Origin of the sequence: Jiangella aurantiaca (assembly GCF_004349105.1) — a bacterium.
GTDB lineage: Bacteria > Actinomycetota > Actinomycetes > Jiangellales > Jiangellaceae > Jiangella > Jiangella aurantiaca.
Genome location: NZ_SMLB01000003.1, coordinates 62,892 through 80,181 on the forward strand (window position 1 = coordinate 62,892; position 17,290 = coordinate 80,181).

General features: G+C 72.1%; 17 protein-coding genes. 13 read left to right on the plus strand and 4 right to left on the minus strand.

What is annotated here, in order from left to right; genetic code table 11:
• Positions 1-4 precede the first annotated feature (4 nt).
• From E1262_RS02805 to E1262_RS02850, 10 genes are all read left to right on the plus strand, one after another.
• Positions 5-703, plus strand: a complete 699-nt coding sequence (locus E1262_RS02805) for an SAF domain-containing protein (protein WP_162605744.1) — start codon at positions 5-7, stop codon at positions 701-703.
• The gene (locus tag E1262_RS02810; RefSeq protein WP_132101533.1) at positions 703-1,512 is read left to right on the plus strand and encodes a CpaE/TadZ family protein; all 810 of its coding nucleotides are present in this window, start codon (positions 703-705) and stop codon (positions 1,510-1,512) included. The genes E1262_RS02805 and E1262_RS02810 overlap by 1 nt, the downstream gene beginning before the upstream one ends.
• Positions 1,505-3,103 (plus strand): TadA family conjugal transfer-associated ATPase, encoded by a 1,599-nt coding sequence (locus E1262_RS02815; protein ID WP_132101534.1) that lies wholly within the window; start codon positions 1,505-1,507, stop codon positions 3,101-3,103. Before E1262_RS02810 ends, E1262_RS02815 begins: the two co-directional genes overlap by 8 nt.
• Positions 3,100-4,008: a type II secretion system F family protein gene (locus tag E1262_RS02820; protein WP_203453477.1), complete on the plus strand. Its 909-nt coding sequence runs from the start codon at positions 3,100-3,102 to the stop codon at positions 4,006-4,008. Before E1262_RS02815 ends, E1262_RS02820 begins: the two co-directional genes overlap by 4 nt.
• A 55-nt stretch (positions 4,009-4,063) precedes the next feature.
• The gene (locus E1262_RS02825; RefSeq protein WP_203453478.1) at positions 4,064-4,957 is read left to right on the plus strand and encodes a type II secretion system F family protein; all 894 of its coding nucleotides are present in this window, start codon (positions 4,064-4,066) and stop codon (positions 4,955-4,957) included.
• 124 nt (positions 4,958-5,081) lie between these two features.
• Positions 5,082-5,282 carry a hypothetical protein gene (locus E1262_RS02830; RefSeq protein ID WP_132101536.1) on the plus strand — a complete coding sequence of 67 codons (201 nt, stop codon included), beginning with the start codon at positions 5,082-5,084 and terminating at the stop codon, positions 5,280-5,282.
• 90 nt (positions 5,283-5,372) lie between these two features.
• Complete coding sequence (locus tag E1262_RS02835) at positions 5,373-5,717, plus strand: TadE family protein (RefSeq protein WP_162605745.1); 345 nt, start codon at positions 5,373-5,375, stop codon at positions 5,715-5,717.
• Between the two features lies 1 nt (position 5,718).
• Complete coding sequence (locus E1262_RS02840; protein ID WP_132101538.1) at positions 5,719-6,156, plus strand: TadE family protein; 438 nt, start codon at positions 5,719-5,721, stop codon at positions 6,154-6,156.
• Entirely contained in the window at positions 6,153-6,584 is a 432-nt protein-coding gene (locus tag E1262_RS02845; protein ID WP_132101539.1) for a hypothetical protein, read from the plus strand. Before E1262_RS02840 ends, E1262_RS02845 begins: the two co-directional genes overlap by 4 nt.
• Before the next feature lie 125 nt (positions 6,585-6,709).
• Positions 6,710-9,820 (plus strand): LysM peptidoglycan-binding domain-containing protein, encoded by a 3,111-nt coding sequence (locus E1262_RS02850; protein ID WP_162605746.1) that lies wholly within the window; start codon positions 6,710-6,712, stop codon positions 9,818-9,820.
• Between the two features lie 64 nt (positions 9,821-9,884).
• Here E1262_RS02850 and E1262_RS02855 read toward each other — a convergent pair whose 3' ends face one another.
• Positions 9,885-10,814 (minus strand): hypothetical protein, encoded by a 930-nt coding sequence (locus E1262_RS02855; protein WP_132101541.1) that lies wholly within the window; start codon positions 10,812-10,814, stop codon positions 9,885-9,887.
• Entirely contained in the window at positions 10,808-11,188 is a 381-nt protein-coding gene (locus E1262_RS02860; RefSeq protein WP_203453479.1) for a hypothetical protein, read from the minus strand. The genes E1262_RS02855 and E1262_RS02860 overlap by 7 nt, the downstream gene beginning before the upstream one ends.
• A 418-nt stretch (positions 11,189-11,606) precedes the next feature.
• Between E1262_RS02860 and E1262_RS02865 the strand changes: the two genes are divergently transcribed.
• The 3 genes from E1262_RS02865 (at position 11,607) to E1262_RS02875 (ending at position 15,179) form a co-directional block, all read left to right on the plus strand.
• Positions 11,607-12,743 carry an N-acetylmuramoyl-L-alanine amidase gene (locus E1262_RS02865; protein WP_132101543.1) on the plus strand — a complete coding sequence of 379 codons (1,137 nt, stop codon included), beginning with the start codon at positions 11,607-11,609 and terminating at the stop codon, positions 12,741-12,743.
• A gap of 117 nt (positions 12,744-12,860) precedes the next feature.
• Entirely contained in the window at positions 12,861-14,198 is a 1,338-nt protein-coding gene (locus tag E1262_RS02870) for an aminotransferase-like domain-containing protein (protein ID WP_238992801.1), read from the plus strand.
• Positions 14,199-14,213: 15 nt separating this feature from the next.
• A complete protein-coding gene (locus E1262_RS02875; protein WP_132101544.1) occupies positions 14,214-15,179 on the plus strand; it encodes a D-alanine--D-alanine ligase family protein in 966 nt (321 codons plus the stop codon).
• 26 nt (positions 15,180-15,205) lie between these two features.
• Here the strand turns inward: E1262_RS02875 and E1262_RS02880 are convergent, their stop codons facing one another.
• Both E1262_RS02880 and E1262_RS02885 read right to left on the minus strand, forming a co-directional pair.
• Positions 15,206-16,243: a ParB/RepB/Spo0J family partition protein gene (locus E1262_RS02880; protein WP_132101545.1), complete on the minus strand. Its 1,038-nt coding sequence runs from the start codon at positions 16,241-16,243 to the stop codon at positions 15,206-15,208.
• Positions 16,236-17,150, minus strand: a complete 915-nt coding sequence (locus E1262_RS02885; RefSeq protein WP_132101697.1) for a ParA family protein — start codon at positions 17,148-17,150, stop codon at positions 16,236-16,238. Before E1262_RS02885 ends, E1262_RS02880 begins: the two co-directional genes overlap by 8 nt.
• Positions 17,151-17,290 lie beyond the last annotated feature (140 nt).

Consider the following 17,290-nt stretch of genomic DNA (forward strand, 5'->3'; position numbering starts at 1 on the left):
AATGATGAGTTCGCCCCCCACCCATCAGCCGGCGCCCGATCAGCTCGACGACGACTTCGAGATCGCCGAGGCCAAGCTGGAACCGGCCGTCGCCGCGCCGCCTAAGCAGCGCCGCCGGCCGGCGTTGATCGGCCTCGGCGTGGCCCTGGTCGCCCTCGGTGGCCTGGGCGCCGCCTGGCTGGCCACGAGCATGAGTGAGACGGTCGACGTCATCGCGGTGCGCGAGGACGTCGCCCGCGGCGAGCAGATCACCGAGGACGACCTCACGAGGGCGAGCATCAACGCCGACCCCGCGCTCGACCCGATACCCGAGACGCGCCGCAGCGAGGTGGTCGGCCAGTACGCGTCCGTCGACCTCGCGGCCGGCACGCTGGTCACCGAGAACTCGTTCAGCGGGAGCATCCAGCCCGCCGAGGGCGAGTCGATGGTCGGTGTCGCGGTGACGACCGCCCAGCTGCCCAGCGAGCCGCTGCGCCCCGGCGACACCGTCCGCATCGTCGACACCCCGAACCCGCAGGACGACCCGCCCGGCTCGACGCCCGACTCGATCGAGGCGACGGTCGTGTCGACGTCGGTCGACCCGGAGACGGGTCAGCGGATGGTCAACGTCGTCCTGCCCGAGGTGCGCGCCCCCGACCTCGCCGCCCGCGTCGCGACCGGGCGCATCGTCGTCATTCTGATGTCGCGCGCGGGAGGCGAGTGATGGCCGTCGTCGCGCTCACCTCGGCACGAGGGGCCCCTGGCGTCACAACCACGGCGCTGGCCATGGCGATGCTGTGGCCGCGGTCGGTCGTGCTGGTCGAGGCCGACGTCGCCGGAAGCAGCAGCATCCTCGCTGGGTACCTGCGCGGCACCGTCCCACCCGACCGCGGCCTGGTCAGCCTGGCCGTCGCGCACCGGCGCGGCGTGCTGGACGAGAAGTTCTACGACCAGAGCATCCCGCTCATCGAGAACCGCGTCCGGCTGGTCCCCGGGCTGGTCAACGCCCAGCAGGCGGCCAGCATGGACAAGCTGTGGTCGCCGCTGAGCATCGTGCTGGCCAACCTCGAGCGCACGGGCACCGACGTCATCATCGACGCCGGGCGGCTCGGCATGCGGCACGGGCCGATGCCGCTGCTGCGCTCCGCCGACGCCGTCCTGCTGGTCACCCGCACGACGCTGCCCGCCGTCAGCTCGGCCCGAGCCCGGGTCAACGTGCTGCGCGAGGACCTCCTCGAGCTGGGCCAGGGCGACGACACGCTCGCCATGCTGCTGATCGGCGAGGGCCAGCCCTACCGTGCCCGCGAGATCCACTCCGCGCTCGGCGTGCCGGTGCTGGCGTCCATGGCCTGGGACCAGGCGGCGTCCGACTCGCTCAGCGTGGGCGCGCCGTACGGACGGCGGTTCGCGGCGGCTCCGCTGTTCCGCAGCACGCGGGTCGTCATCGGCGCCGTGCACGAGCTGATCGACCGCCATCGCACCCGGCTGGCCCCGGCCGCGGAGTCCCTGATGGAGGAGCACACCTATGGCTGACCCCACGCAGGCCGCTGCGAGCCTCGAGAACCTCCCGCTGTTCGCGGAGAACGGCGGGAACGGCTCCGGCGACGAGTGGGGCGACACCCATCACTCGTTGAGCGGGCCCGGCCAGACCGACCTGCGCCGGTCGCTGCAGGCGCGGCTCGCGTCCGCCTCGGCGCAGCGCGGCCGCGGCTCGGTGCCGTCGGGCCAGCACGCCCGGCGCGCCGACGACGACCTCACCGCGCTGGAACGCAACGGTGGCGTGCTGCGGCCCATGTCGCGCGGCGGCGAGGTCGACTGGGGGCTGGTCCGCGCCTATCGCGAGCAGGCCGCCGACCAGCTGGCGCACGCGCTGCGCAGCCGTGAGGGTCTCGACGACGCCGGCCGGCGCGAGCTGGGCCGCAGCATCGTGGTCGAGCTGCTGGCCGACCACGCCGAGCGGGCGCTCACCAAGGGCCTGCCGATCATCACGCCGGACGAGCAGATCCAGCTGGCCGAGGCCATCATGGCCGCGCTGTTCGGTCTCGGCCGGCTGCAGCCGCTGGTCGACGACCCCGGCATCGAGAACATCGAGATCAACGGGCACGACAACGTCCACCTCATCTACGACGACGGCCGCATCGTCCAAGGCCCGCCGGTGGCCGACAGCGACGAGGAGCTGATCGAGACACTGTCGTTCCTGGCCACCCGCACGGGCACCAACGAACGGCCGTTCTCGCCGTCGAACCCGCGGCTGCACCTGCGGCTGCGTGACGGGTCGCGGCTCGCGGCCACCGCGTGGATCACGCCGCGGCCGGTCGCCGTCATCCGCAAGCACCGGCTCACTGACATCGGCATCAAGGAGCTGGTCGACCTCGACATGCTCAGCCCGGCCGCCGCGGCGTTCCTGGCCTCCGCCGTCCGGGCCCGCAAGAGCCTGGTCGTCTCCGGTGCGCAGGGCGCCGGCAAGACCACGCTGGTCCGGGCCCTGACCAACGAGCTGGACCCGATGGAGCGCATCGGCACCATCGAGACCGAGTACGAGCTGCACCTGCACGACATGCCCGACCGGCACAAGCGCATCGTGGCGTGGGAGGCGCGGCCGGGCAGCGGCGAGCGCGGCCCCGACGGGCGCGCCGTCGGCGAGATCACCCTCGACGACCTCGTCTTCGACTCGCTGAGGATGAACCTCTCCAGGCTCATCGTCGGCGAGGTGCGCGGCCGCGAGGTGCTGCCGATGTTCAAGGCGATGCAGTCCGGCGCCGGCTCGCTCTCGACGACGCATGCGCACTCCGCGCGAGCGGCCATCGAGCGCCTGGTCACCTGCGCCATGGAGGCCGGCCAGCACGTCACGGAGTCCTTCGCGTACCGGCAGATCGCCGAGCACATCGACCTCATCGTCCAGATCGAGCTGGTCGACGATAGCCACTCCGGCGGCAAGCGGTCGCGGTACATCAGCGAGATCATCGCGATCGAGCCGGGTGAGCACGGCCTGCCCGCCGTCACCGACGTGTTCCAACCCGGCCCCGACGGCCGCGCGGTGCCCGGCACGCCGCCGATCTGGCTGGGCGACCTCGAACGCGTCGGCTTCAACCCGCGGCTGCTCGACCACGGCGGTGTGCCGTGACGCCGTTCGCGGCGGCCCTCGCCGCGATCCTGGTACTGGGCGGGCTGCTCGTCATCGTCGTCGGGCTGATCCCGCAGCCGGTGCAGGCGCGTCCGGCCACGCCCGGGCAGCGGCTCAAGGCACGATTCATCAGCATGACCGGCGGCCGCAACCCAGCAGCCCGGCAGCTGCGCATCCTGCTCGGTATCGGCCTGGCCGGCGGCATGGCCGGCTGGCTGCTCACCGGCTGGCTGATCCTCGTCGTGCTCGTGCCGGCCGCGCTCATCGGCCTGCCCGCGTTGCTCGCGCCGCCGCCGTCGGCCACCCCGGTCGCCAAGCTCGAGGCGATGGAGGAGTGGACACGGTCGCTGGCCGGCGTGCTCACCGTCGGCGTCGGGCTGGAACAGGCCATCACCGCCACCATGAAGTCCACCCCCGACGCGCTGCGGGCCGAGGTGACGACCCTGGTGGCGCGGCTGCGCGCCCGCTGGCCGACGGTGGCGGCGCTGCGCGCGTTCGCCGACGACCTCGACGACGCCACCGGCGACCTCATCGCGTCGTCGCTGATCCTGGGCGCGACGCGGCGCGGCGCCGGCCTCGCCGCGGTGCTCGAGGGGCTGGCGGCGACGGTGGCGCAGGACGTCCAGGTGCGGCGCAAGATCGAGGCCGACCGCTCCAAGCCGCGCACCACGGCGCGCATGGTCACCATCATCACGCTGGTCGTGCTCGGCTTCATGACGTTCAACAGCTCCTACATCGAGCCGTACGGCTCGGCCATCGGGCAGATCGTGCTGATCGTGCTGCTCAGCTGCTACGTGCTGTGCCTGCTGTGGATGCGCCAGATCACCAAGCCACGGCCACTGCCACGCATCATGGGCTGGGACCTCCGCTCGTCCAGCGGACCGACCCGAACGGAGGCGCGATGATGTGGGCACAGCGGAGTCTGCGCGCGGCCAGGACGGATGTCCCATGATCTGGGAATTGAGCATTCTCGCGGGGGCGCTGGCCGGCCTCGGGCTGGCCCTCGTCGTGCGCGAACTGGTCCCGGCCCAGCCGCACCTGCGGGCCACGCTGGGCCGGCTGCACGACACCGGCACCGAGACCACCCGGTCGTTGGAGCCGCAGGCCACCCAGTCGAGTTCGCTTTTCCAAGACCGCCTCGGCCGGCTCCTCGAGCAGCGGCTGCCGACGCTGGTGGGCTTCCGGCTCCCGCGGCAGGAGCTGGACCTGCTGCGTATCCCCGCCTACCGCTACTACGGCGAGAAGGCTCTGTGGGCGCTGCTCGGGCTGGCGTTCCCGGCCATCTTGACGCTGACGCTGGCCATCACCGGCGTCTCACTGCCGTTCACGGTGCCGGCGTTCGTCGGCCTCATCCTCGCCGTCGTCATGTGGTTCCTGCCTGACATCGAGACCCGGCAGAAGGCCAACAACGCCCGCGAAGAGTTCACCCGCGCGCTCGGCGCCTACATCGACCTCGTCGCGCTGGAACGCGCCGGCGGCGCCGGGTCGACCCAGGCGCTGGAGAACGCCGCCGAGGTGGGCGACTCCTGGGTGTTCCAGCGGCTGCGCGAGGAGCTGGCCCGGGCCCGGTGGTCCGGCACGACGCCCTGGGAGGGCCTGCACACGCTCTCGATCCAGCTCGGACTCAGCGACCTCGACGACCTCGCCGACATCATGCGGCTGTCCGGCGAAGAGGGTGCCACGGTCTACGAGAGCCTGCGCGCCCGCGCCAGCGGACTGCGCGACGCCACCCTGTCGGCGGAGCACGCCCGTGCCAATGCCGATAGCGAACGAATGGTCATGCCCGTCGCACTTCTGGGCGTGGTTTTCATGGCTCTACTGGCGGCTCCAACGGTGATGCGTATGCTCGAATGACTCTTTGTCCGTTATTTCCTCAGTCAGGAATTCCCCGATCCTGGCGCGTCACAGAAGTCTCCCCGGACATGCCTACAGCTGTGACGGGTCGGGAACAGCCCGCACCCCCGAGAGGAACACGACAATGCTGCAACTCCAGACATGGATGACGGTCCTGTCCGCCGAGCTGCGCGACCGCTACTCCGAGCTGACCGAACGCCGCCCCGAGCAGGGCGCCACAACGCTCGAGTACGTCGTCATCGCCGCCGCGGTGTTCGTCGCCGCCGTGGCGCTGGTGGGCATCATCATCGGCGTCATCAACCGCGAACAAGCGAAGATCCAGTAGGCCATGAGCCGCCGGCCACGTGACGGGCAGCGGCGTCCCCGGCGCCGCCTCCCCGGACGTCCCGAACGAGGCGCGGCGACGCTGGAGCTCGTGGTCCTGTTCCCGGTCGTCCTGCTCATCACCTTCGGCGTCATCGAAGGTGCGTTGTGGTACCACGCGCGCAACGTCGCCCTCGCCGCCGCCGAAGAGGGCGTGCGGGTGGCCACCGGCAACGGCGGGACGCTCGCGGCCGGCGTCGCCGAGGCCCGCTCGTTCGCCCAGGAGGCCGGTGCCGACGGCGTGCTCAGCAGCGTCACCGTCACCGGCGACGGTGGCGACGTCGAGGTCAGCATCACCGTCGAGGGCTCGTCGCAAAGCCTGTTCCCCGGCTGGTCCGGTCACCAGGTCTCCCAGACGGCCAGCGGGCCGGTCGAACGCTTCACCGGGCCGGGCTGACATGTCCGCGCTGGCAGCACGCAGGGAACACGGCTCGGCCACCGTCGAGCTCGCGGTGGTCGCGCCCGGCCTGCTGATGATCATCGCGCTCCTGGTGCTGGGCGGCCGGGTCACCATCGCCGGCGGCTCGGTCGAGCACGCGGCGGCCGAGGCTGCCCGCACGGCGTCCATCGCCCGTACTGAGAGCGATGCGCTCATCCAGGGCCGCAACGCCGCCGAGGCGTCGTTGGCGCAGCAGGACCTCCTGTGCGTCGGCGGACCGTCCATCCAGATCGACACCAGCCAGTTCAGCCGGCCACCGGGCGAGCCGGCCACGGTCTCGGCCACGGTCACCTGCCGGGTCCAGCTCTCCGACCTCGCCATCCCCGGGCTGCCCGGCTCGCGGGAGATCACCGAGACGGTCGAGAGCCCGCTCGACACCTACAGGATGCGCCGATGACGGCCCGGAGCCTGCGGGCCGAGGGCGAACGGGGCGCCGTCGCCATCTTCGCCGTGGTCATCGTCATGGCGTTGTTCCTGGCCATCGGGCTGGTCGTCGACGGCGGCAGCAAGATCCGGGCGATGCAGCGGGCCAACGCCATGGCCGCCGAGGCCGCCCGCACCGGCGCACAGGCGGTCATCATCGACGGCAACGGCGCCGGTCACCCCACCATCGACTTCGCCCGCGCCTGCACCGCCGCCATGAACTACGTGACGGCGGCGGGTGGGCAGGCGACCGACTGCCGCCGGGTCGACGACACGACGGTCCAGGTCGACACCACCGTCACCTACGACAACGTCTTCCTGTCCCTGATCGGACCCCCGACGTCCCAGGCCACAGGTAGCGCGCAGGCCCGCCTCGCGCGCGGCGTCGGTACGGAACAGTGAGGAGTATCCCCGTGCCTCGAACCCATCGAACCGCCCGCCCCCGGCGCACGATTTCATCTGGGACTGACGTCAGACCTCGCGGTCGGCTATCGCGGCTCGGATCGGTCCTGCGCGGTCTGGGAGCGTTGGTCGTCATCGTCGCGGTCCTGGTCGGCATCCCACTCGCACTGATCGCCGTCGCCGGCAACCCACTCCCCGACTCCGTGCCGAGCTGGGACGACGTCACCTCCGCGCTCACCGAGCCCGACGACGGGTCGCTGTTCCTCCAGGCGCTGGTCTGGATCGGCTGGCTGGGCTGGATCAGCTTCGCCGTCGGCCTGGTCGTCGAGATCCCGGCCGCGCTCAGCGGCCGGAAGGCGCCGCGACTGCCGGCGCTGCGGTTCCAGCAGCGCGCCGCCGCCGGCCTGGTCGCCGCCGTGGCCGCCGTGTTCGTCGTCGGCCCGGTCGGCGTGGCCACGGCCACGGAGCCGGTCCAGCCGCCGGCGCCGCAACCCGCTCCGGTCACGACGGCCCAGGCGCCGGCCGCGTCCGAGGTGGCGACGGCCGAGGCGGCACCCGCCGCTCCCGAGGCGGCCCAGCCGGCCACGGTTCAGCGCACGCACACCGTCCAGCGCGGCGAGTCGCTGTGGCGCATCGCCGAGCAGGAGCTGGGCGACGGCATGCGCTGGCCCGAGATCGCCGAGCTCAACTACGGCGTCCCGCAGCCGGGCGGACGGGCGCTCGACAACACCCATTGGATCGACCCGGGTTGGCAGCTGCTGCTGCCGCCGGAGCCCGCCCCGTCGGCCGTCCCGGTCGCCGACACCGGCGCCACCACGCACGTCGTGGCCGAGAGCGACACCCTGTGGGGCATCGCCGAGCAGCGGCTGGGCGACGGCGCCCGGTACCCCGAGCTGGTCGAGGCCAGCCGCGACACCGTCCAGCCCGACGGTGCGCGGCTCACCGACCCCGACCTCATCCGGCCCGGCTGGACCATCACGATCCCGGGCACCGCCGGCACGCCGCCGGTGGTCGGCGACCCGGTGTCGCGCGAGCCCGTGCAGCCGCCGCCGGCTGAGGAGCCCGCTCCGCCGCCCGCGGAGGAGGTGCCGCCGCCCGCCGCCGAGCAGCCCCAGGAGGAAGCTCCGGCCGAGGAGCAGCCGCCGGCGGAGCAGCCGGTACAGCCGCCGGTCGCCGAGCAGCCGGGCGACTCCGACGTCGGCGACTCCGCCACGCAGGCCGTCGGCGACGACGTCGACGTGCCGATCCGCACCACCGCCGGCGTCGGCGCACTCCTGGCGGCGGGCGTGCTGGCGTTCCTGGCCGTCCGGCGTCGCACTCAGCAGCGGCGGCGGGAGCCCGGCGAACGCATCGCCATGCCGGCCGGCGCGCTGGCCGACACCGAGCGGGAGCTGCGCGGCGTCGCCGACCCGATGAGCGTCGAGCTGGTCGACGTCGCGCTGCGTGGCCTGGCCGCCGACTGCGCCCGGCGCGGAGTCTCGCTGCCGCCGCTGCGCATCGGGCGGCTCACGTCCGAGCAGTTCGAGCTGTACCTCGCCGACCAGGCGGAGCTGCCGCCGCCGTTCGTCGCGACCGATCAGGGTCACGTGTGGCTGCTCCCCGCGGCCGCTGGTCGCGCCTTCGACGCCGACGAGCTGCGCGACGTGCCGGCGCCGTACCCGAGCCTGGTCACCGTCGGCCACGGCCCCGAGGACGGCCACCTGCTGCTCGACCTCGAGCGGGTCGGCACGCTCGCCGTCGTCGGCGACCGCGAGCCGTCCCGCGAGGTCATGGCCGCCCTGGCGGTCGAGCTGGCCACCAGCCCATGGGCCGACGACCTCCAGGTCACGCTCGTCGGCACCTGCCCCGAGCTGGCCGGCGGACTCGACACCGGCCGCATCCGCTACCTGCCGACGGCCGGCAGCCTGCTCACTGAGCTGAGCACGCGCGCCCGGCACGACCGCGCGGCCATGGCCGAATCCGGCGCCAACTCGCTCGACGACGCCCGCGCCCGCGGGGTCGCCGCCGCCGCGTGGACACCCGAGATCGTCCTGCTCGGCGAGCCGCTGGGCCCCGAGCAGGACGCGCAGCTGGCCGAACTGGTGCAGTCGCTGCCGCGCGTGGCGGTCGCCGCGGTGACCAGCGGAGACGGCGCTGTGGGCCAGTGGTCGCTGGAGCTGACCGCCGGCGATCCCGACGCCGCCGTGCTGCAGCCTGTGGGCGTCGACGTCCAGCCGCAGCGGCTCGACCAGCACCAGTACCACCAGATCCTGGAGCTGCTCGGCGTCACGACGCAGCCGGCGCGGCCTTGGGTCGACCCCGGTGGCCGGCCGGCCGACGAGCCGGAGCCCAGCGACGTCGGCCCGGGGCTGCTGGAGAGCCTCGAGGCCGACTTGGACCGGCTGCACCCGGCCGAGCCGCCGGCTCTGCCGGTAGCCGAGCCCGCCGCCGTGGCACCGGCCGCACAGCCCCCGAGCGCACCGCCGTCGCCCGCCCCGGTGCCGGGCGACGGTCCCACCGTCCTGCTGCTCGGACCGGTCGAGGTCGAGGACGCCGAGGGACCGGTCGAGCAGTCCAAGTACCGGCAGCTCACCGAGATCGCGGCGTTCATCGCGCTGCACCCCGGCCTCGGCCACGCGGCGCTCGACGACGCCATGTGGCCCGGCAGCCGGGTCACGCAGAACACCCGCAACACCGCCATCTCCAAGCTGCGCCGCTGGTTCGGCCGCGACGCCAACGGCGACGACTACCTGCCGCGGGTCGATTCCGGCTACCGGTTCCACGCGGGCGTCACCACCGACTGGGACGAGTGGCGATCGCTCGTCGGGGACGACCCCACACTGGCGGGCACGCAGCAGCTGGTCGCGGCGCTCGAGCTGGTCCGCGGCCAGCCGTTCACCGGCGTCAACCCGCGCCGCTACGGCTGGGCCGAGCACTTCAAGCAGGAGATGATCTCGGCCATCGTCGACGCCGCGCACGAGCTGGCCCAGCGGGCCCTCCGCGGCGGCGACGCCCACCTCGCCCGCAAGGCGTCGACCATCGGCCTGCAGGTCGAGCCCGGCATGGAGCTGCTGTGGCGCGACCGCATCAAGGCCGAGCACCTGGCCGGCAACCGCGCCGGCATCGACGACGCGATCGCCCGGATGACGGCCATCAGCGCCGACCTCGGCGACGACCTGGAAGATGCCACCGTCCGGCTGATCGCCGAGCTCACCAGCCCGGCGCCGGAACGCTCCGGCGTGCCGGAACGCCTCTAGCCCGACACGACGAAGGGCGCCGCACCCGGATGGCCGGGGCGGCGCCCTTTCGTGTGCGCCGTACTCAGCGGGTGCGGACCAGCGCCTGGATCTCACCGACCGGGACGACCGTGCCGTTCCAGGGGCTCTCCAGGCTGTCGGGCACACCCGGCAGGTTCACCTCGGCGCCGCCCATGGTGAACGTGACGTCGTAGACGAGCCGTGCCTGGGCCGCGAAGCCCGGATTGCCGTCGAAGTCCTCGGCCGTCTGGTCGTGCGACATCTCCAGGTAGACGTGTTCACAGGCGCGCGAGCGCAGGTCAGGATCGCAGTCGATGGTGTCGGACCCGTCGCCGGGGTCGATCTCGACGTGGCTGAGCGTGCCGGTGGCCTGCAGCGGGCCTGCCACACTGCCGATGATCTCGCCGTCGCCGAGGCCGTCGAGCAGGAACCGGGTGTCGGCGCCGACGTACGTCATGCCGGCCGGCTCGAAGCGCATGGTGAACGCCGGGGTCTGCAGCCGGCCCAGCGCCTGCCAGCCCAGGCCTGGGAGGGCACCCTCGTACGGCTCGATCCACCGCCACCGCTCGTAGGGCTCCTCCTGCCCGGGAACGCGGCATTGCACGAACGTGAAGATGTGGTCCGGGCCGGGCCGAGTGTGCTCGGGCCACTCATCCTCGGGCAGCGGCGACGGGATGTCGGCCCGGCAGGCCTTCGTGCCGAGGCAGAACTCGTCGTACGGCTCCTCGGTGAGGTCGCACCGCGGCCCGCCACCGCCCGAGCCGCCGTCGCCGCCATCGTCGTTCTCGTCAGGATCGGGACAGATGTTGACGTATTCGAAGACGCCCGGGCGCACCTGGATCAGCACGTAGCAGGGGTCGTTGGCCGGATCGACCGCGTCGGCCGCGGCCGGACGCACCGTCGCGGCCTGGCCGGGAACGACGCCGCCGAGCAGGCCGGCCAGCAGGACGGCGGCGGCCAGCAGGACCTGGGACACGCGTCGGGGGGTCAGCATGTGATGGTCCCTCCAGGTTCGATCGGGTCACCGATGAGCCACGCACCATCGGACTCGACGACTTCGTACACCACGGGGTGCGGCGTCAGCTGCTCCTCGGCGGGCGGGATGGCTTCGCCGGAAGCCAGCTGGGGCGCCCACTCGGACTCGTCCATGCAGGCGCTCACGACCCCGGACCGGTCGACGACCTGGACGTTGACATCGCTGATGACTGGCTCGCCGACTCGGACGATGCCCTGGTCGGCGTAGCGCGATGCAATGCCGGCGTTGAACTCGATGGTCTCGTCGGTGGCGAGGCCCTCGAACAGCGTGGCGGGATCGTCGGAGCGGCCGCTCTGCGCCTCGACCACAGCATCGATGAACTGCTCGAACACCGTTCGAATCTCATCTTCTGCCCGCGTGGCTGCGTCGTCCGTGACGGTGGCCCTGGGCTCCGGCGACGCGGGATCGCCGAGGTCGTCGTCGCCGCTGCATGCGGCCACGACTGCGATACACACCAAGCCGACCGTGAAGCGCCGGCCCGCCCGGGGAAACGAGCCGCTCATGCAGGGACAATAGCGATCAGTCCGTGACACGGGCAACACGAACGTCGTGAACTATGGATGTCATTTCCGCTGGCCGCAGCGGCGAACCCGGGCTCACCGCGACACGGTTGGCGGCGCCCGTTGTGGGTAGAATCGGCGCGAGCTGTGGCGGAGGGTTGTGCGGGTTCCACGTGAAACGGGAACCGACGGAGCTGGTACGTCGTACAGCCCGATGTCAGGACACGGCCCAGGGAAGGACCACCTCCGGATGACCTCGCTTCGCTACCAGTTGGGCGACACCGGACCGGCGATCGCGGAGATCCGTTCCAAGCTCACGCAGCTCGGACTCCTCGACGACACCGCGCCCGGCCCCAGCACGTTCGACGAGGACGTCGCCCAGGCGGTCCGGCAGTTCCAGCAGGAGCGCGGGCTCACGGCGACCGGTGTCGTCGACGCCACGACGTACCGGGTGCTCGACGAAGCGCGCTGGCGGCTCGGCGACCGGTTGCTGTCGTACGTGGTCGGCAACCCGCAGGCCGGCGACGACGTCATCGCGCTGCAGCGGCGGCTGTCCGAGCTGGGCTTCGACGTGGGCCGGGTCGACGGCGTGTTCGGAGCGCGCACCGGCGACGCGCTGCGCGACTTCCAGCGAAACATCGGCCTGCCCGCCGACGGCACCTGCGGGCCCAGCACGTTCAAGGCGCTCGGCCGCCTGGCCCCCATCGTCACTGGGGGCCGCCCGGAGAGCCTGCGCGCGGTGGAGGCGCTGCGTCAGGCCGGGAAGCGACTGCCGGGCAAGGTGGTCGTCATCGATCCCGGCCACGGCGGCCCCGACCGCGGCCACCGGGCGAACGGCCTGGACGAAGCCGCCGTCGTCGAGGACCTCGCCGCCCGCATCGAGGGCCGGCTGACGGCCACCGGCGTCCAGACCTACCTGACCCGCGGCCCGGGCGCCGACGCGTCGCCCAGCGAGGCCGAGCGCGCCGCGTTCGCCAACGACTCCGGCGCCAACCTGCTGGTCTCGCTGCACGTCGACGCGCACGCGAATCCTGACGCGTCCGGCGTCGCCACCTACTTCTACGGCAGCCACGAGCCTGGCACGGCCAGCGCCATCGGCGAGCAGTTCGCCGGCCTGGTGCAGCGCGAGATCGTCGCCCGCACCGACCTCGTCGACTGCCGCGCGCACCCGAAGACCTGGGACCTGCTGCGGCACACCAGGATGGCCGCGGTCCGGGTCGAGCTGGGCTACATCACCAACGACGGCGACGCCGCGCGGCTGGCCGACCCCGACTTCCGTGACGTCGTGGCCGAGGCCATCGTCGTCGCCATCCAGCGGGTCTACCTGCCGTCAGGCGAGGACGCAGCTACCGGTGCGCTGCGGTTCCACGATCTGGCCTCGAACTGACCGAATCGCGGGCAATCGATTCGCCACCACCTGGCCCGATGAGGCACAGTTGACTCTGGGGTACCGGAACATCCGGTCCCCATCGTCTGTGTCGGTCCTTTCCCGGGAGGTGTGTACGTGAGCCAGCAGCCCAGCCCGAACCGGAAGACGACCGACGCAGCAGCCGCCACCGGCTCACGTCTGGACTCATACGTCGACCGCTACGCCACCCGCACCCACGGCATGACGGCGTCGGAGACGCGGTCGCTGTTCGCGGTGGCCTCCCGGCCCGAGGTCGTGTCGCTGGCCGGCGGCATGCCGAACATCTCCGGCCTGCCGCTCGACGTCGTCGGCTCACTGACGAGCGAGCTCGTCGCGAAGCGGGGCATGACGGCGCTGCAGTACGGCTCCGGCCAGGGCGACCCGAGGCTGCGCGAGCAGATCTGCGAGGTCATGCGGCCTACGGGCATCAACGCCCATCCCGACGACGTCACCGTCACGGTCGGCTCGCAGCAGGCCCTCGACCTGCTGACCCGCATCTTCATCGATCCGGGCGACGTCATCCTGGCCGAGGCGCCGTCGTACGTCGTCGCGCTGGGGACGTTCCGGTCGTACCAGGCCGACATCGTGCACGTCGAGATGGATGACCAGGGGCTGATCCCCGATCGGCTGCGTGAGGCCATCGCCGCCGTGCGCGCCGCGGGCAAGTCGACCAAGTACCTCTACACCATCCCGAGCTACCACAACCCCGCCGGCGTCACCCAGCCGCCGGAGCGCCGGGCCGCGGTGCTCGAGATCTGCCGCGAGGCGGATGTGCTGATCGTCGAGGACGACCCCTACGGCCTGCTCGGCTTCGACGGCGAGGTGCCGCGCGCCATCCGAGCCGACGATGCCGAACAGGTCGTCTACGTCGGCTCGTTCTCGAAGACGTTCGCCCCCGGCTTCCGGGTCGGCTGGGCGCTCGCACCCCACGCCGTCCGCGAGAAGCTGGTGCTGGCGTCGGAGAACAGCATCCTCTGCCCGCCGTCGTTCAGCCAGCTGGCGGTGTCTGACTACCTGGCCGGCCATGACTGGATGGCGCAGGTCAAGGACTTCCGCGAGATGTACCGCGAGCGGCGCGACGCCATGCTCGAGGCGCTCGACGACCTCATGCCGGCCGGCGCGCACTGGACCCGTCCCTCCGGCGGGTTCTATGTGTGGCTCACGCTGCCCGAGGGCATCGACGCCAAGGCCATGCTGCCGCGCGCCGTCACCAACCGGGTGGCGTACGTGCCGGGCACGGCGTTCTTCGCCGACGGTTTCGGCTCGCGCTCGATGCGGCTGTCGTACTGTTACCCGACGCCCGAGCGCATCCGCGAGGGCGTGCGCCGGCTGGCGCAGGTCATCGAGCAGGAGATGGAGCTGCGCGCCACGTTCGGCGCCTGGAGTGCCGCACAGCGGCCCGGCCTCGACGCACCGGCGCCGGACCAGAGTTGAGGGGTTCGTTCCAGCATGACTGATCTCGGCCGCGTACTCGTCCTCGCCGGCGGCCTGTCGCACGAGCGTGACGTCTCGCTGCGCTCGGGTCGCCGGGTGGCCGAGGCGCTGCGTGAGGTGGGCCTCGACGTCGAACAGCGCGACGCCGACGCCGACCTCCTCGCCTCGCTGCGCCACGACGTCCCTGACGTCGTCTTCCCGCTGCTGCACGGCGTGTCGGGCGAGGACGGCGCCATCCAGGAGGTGCTGTCGCTGGCAGGGTTGCCCTACGTCGGCTCGGCACCGGCGGCCTGCCGGCTGGCCTTCGACAAGCCGGTCGCCAAGGCCATCGTGCGGCGAGCCGGCATCGCCACCCCGCCGTCGGCCGTGCTGTCGCAGGCGACCTTCCGTGAGCTGGGCGCCGCCGTGCTGCTCGACGCGCTGGTCGCCCGGCTCGGCCTACCGTTGGTCGTGAAGCCGTCGCGCGGCGGCTCCGCCCTGGGCACGACGGTGGTGCGCTCGGCCGACGAGCTTCCCGCCGCCATGGTGGAGTGCTTCGCCTACGGCGAGCCGGCGCTGATCGAGCAGTGGATCGACGGCACCGAGGTCGCAGTGTCGGTGCTCGACACCGGCGAGGGGCCGCGGGCGCTGCCGGCGGTTGAGATCGTGCCGGAGTCGGGCACGTACGACTACCACGCCCGTTACACGGCCGGGACCACGGAGTTCTTCGTGCCGGCCCGGCTCGACGGCGAGGCGGCCGCTGCCGTGGCCCAGGTGGCGGTGGCGGCGCACCAGACGCTGGGGCTCAGCGACCTGTCGCGCACCGACCTCATCGTCGACCGTGACGGCGTGCCGTGGCTGCTGGACATCAACGTCGCACCGGGCATGACGGAGACCTCTTTGCTGCCGCAGGCCGTGCAGGCGGCCGGGTTGGACCTCGGCGTGCTGGCGCGGGAGCTCCTGGCCGCCGCCGTCGACCGCCACCTGCGAACCGCCGGCTGACCTTCGCTGCTATTTGTGACGGCGCGTCACTCGAACGCGCCGTCACCGCTCGCCTCGCGCACCTGCTTCACCATGCGCGGGTCGATGGTGCCCACGATGCGCTCGAGGTCGTCGATACTGGCGAACTCGATGGTGACCTTGCCCTTGCTGCGGCCGAGGTCGACCTTCACGCGGGTGTCGAGCCGCTCAGAGAGCGCGGCCGCGATGTCGTCGAGCCGTGGCGCCACCGGGCGTGCCGCCCGGCGGGCTCGGGTCTTCGGCGCGTCGTTGGTGTCGTCGAGCGCCACGATCTCCTCGACGGACCGGACGCTCAGGCCCTCAGCGACGATCCGTTGCGCCAGCCGCTCCTGCGCGGCACCGTCGCCGAGGCCGAGGAGGGCCCGTGCATGGCCGGCGGACAGGATGCCGGCGGCGACGCGGCGCTGCACGAGCGGCGGCAGCTTCAGCAGCCGCAGCGTGTTGGAGATCTGCGGCCGGCTGCGCTTGATGCGCACCGCGAGCTCGTCGTGCGTGCAGCCGAAGTCGTCGAGCAGCTGCTGGTAGGCGGCCGCCTCCTCGAGCGGGTTCAGCTGGCTGCGGTGCAGGTTCTCCAGCAGCGCGTCGCGCAGCATGTCGTCGTCGCGAGTGGTCCGGACGATGGCCGGGATGGTCGGGAACCCGGCCTCCTTGGTCGCCCGCCACCGCCGCTCGCCCATGACCAGCTCATAGCGCCCGGACTCCAGCTGACGGACGACGATCGGCTGCAGCAGGCCGACCTCCTGGATGGACGACACCAGCTCGGCCAACGCGTCCTCGTCGAACACCTGCCGCGGCTGGCGGAGGTTCGGCACGATCGCGTCGACGGGGATCTCGGCGAACGTGGCGCCGTCGACGGGCAACAGCTCGTCGCCCTCGTCCGACGCCGTTTCACGTGAAACATGCGGTGCGGAGCCGTTGGGTGTCGTCGTTCCGCCTGGGAAGAAGACGTCGACCGGCGACTTGCGCAGCGCGTCGCCACTCGCCGGCTCCCCCGTCGGGATCAGGGCACCAAGACCGCGCCCCAGCCCCCGCCTCTTCTCAGCCATGAATCGTCTCCCCATGTGTGCTGCCCGATGCTCCCCGCTCCGCGATCTCGCGCGCGGCTTCCAGATACGACAGCGCGCCACTGGACGCGGCGTCGTACGTCATCACGGTCTGGCCGTAGCTCGGCGCCTCACTGATGCGCACCGAGCGCGGGATCGCCGTCTTCAGCACGGTGTCGCCGAAGTGCCGGCGGACCTCGTCCGCCACCTGCGCGGCCAGGCGCGTGCGGCCGTCGTACATGGTGAGGAGAATCGTCGAGACCGCGAGGTCGCGGTTGAGGTGGGCACGCACCATGTCGATGTTCTTGAGCAGCTGGCTCAGACCCTCGAGGGCGTAGTACTCGCACTGGATCGGGATGAGCACCTCGTCGCCACCGACCAAGGCGTTGACCGTCAGCAGGCCCAGCGACGGCGGGCAGTCGATGAACACGTAGTCGTACTCGACCCCGGGCGCCTGCAGGTACTGGTCGAGCGCCTTCCGCATGCGCGACTCGCGCGCGACCATCGACACCAGCTCGATCTCCGCGCCGGCGAGGTCGATGGTGGCGGGCACACACCACAGCCCGTCGATCTCCTCGACCTTCTGAACGACATCGCCGATCGGGGTCTCCTCGACCATGACGTCGTAGATGCTGGGGATCTCCGCGTGGTGGTCGATGCCGAGTGCCGTCGACGCGTTCCCCTGCGGGTCGAGGTCGATCACCAGGACGCGAAGCCCGCTGACCGCGAGCGCCGCGGCGAGGTTCACCGTCGTCGTGGTCTTGCCGACGCCGCCCTTCTGGTTGGCCACGACCATGATGCGTGTCTGGTCGGGCTTCGGCATCGGCGCCGTCCGCCGGCCGACCGCCATGAGCGCGACTGCGGCCTCGCGAGCGATGGGTGTGTCCAGGTCGGCCAGCGAGCCGGACATCGCGAAGCCCGCCAGGTCGGACGTCGAACGTACGTGGGTGCTCGCGGCCGGTTCGGCCGGTCGGTCGCCCGCATTCACCGAAATCTCACGCTCCAGGTTCGACGGTCCGTCCGTCGGATCAATGGTCCCACTGACACGCG

Coding starts and splice junctions, on each gene's coding strand:
- E1262_RS02805 (WP_162605744.1), top strand. CDS start 5: ATGAGTTCGCCCCCCACCCATCAGCCGGCGCCCGATCAGCTCGACGAC.
- E1262_RS02810 (WP_132101533.1), top strand. CDS start 703: ATGGCCGTCGTCGCGCTCACCTCGGCACGAGGGGCCCCTGGCGTCACA.
- E1262_RS02815 (WP_132101534.1), top strand. CDS start 1,505: ATGGCTGACCCCACGCAGGCCGCTGCGAGCCTCGAGAACCTCCCGCTG.
- E1262_RS02830 (WP_132101536.1), top strand. CDS start 5,082: ATGCTGCAACTCCAGACATGGATGACGGTCCTGTCCGCCGAGCTGCGC.
- E1262_RS02840 (WP_132101538.1), top strand. CDS start 5,719: ATGTCCGCGCTGGCAGCACGCAGGGAACACGGCTCGGCCACCGTCGAG.
- E1262_RS02845 (WP_132101539.1), top strand. CDS start 6,153: ATGACGGCCCGGAGCCTGCGGGCCGAGGGCGAACGGGGCGCCGTCGCC.
- E1262_RS02855 (WP_132101541.1), bottom strand. CDS start 10,814: ATGCTGACCCCCCGACGCGTGTCCCAGGTCCTGCTGGCCGCCGCCGTC.
- E1262_RS02865 (WP_132101543.1), top strand. CDS start 11,607: ATGACCTCGCTTCGCTACCAGTTGGGCGACACCGGACCGGCGATCGCG.
- E1262_RS02875 (WP_132101544.1), top strand. CDS start 14,214: ATGACTGATCTCGGCCGCGTACTCGTCCTCGCCGGCGGCCTGTCGCAC.
- E1262_RS02880 (WP_132101545.1), bottom strand. CDS start 16,243: ATGGCTGAGAAGAGGCGGGGGCTGGGGCGCGGTCTTGGTGCCCTGATC.
- E1262_RS02885 (WP_132101697.1), bottom strand. CDS start 17,150: ATGTCCGGCTCGCTGGCCGACCTGGACACACCCATCGCTCGCGAGGCC.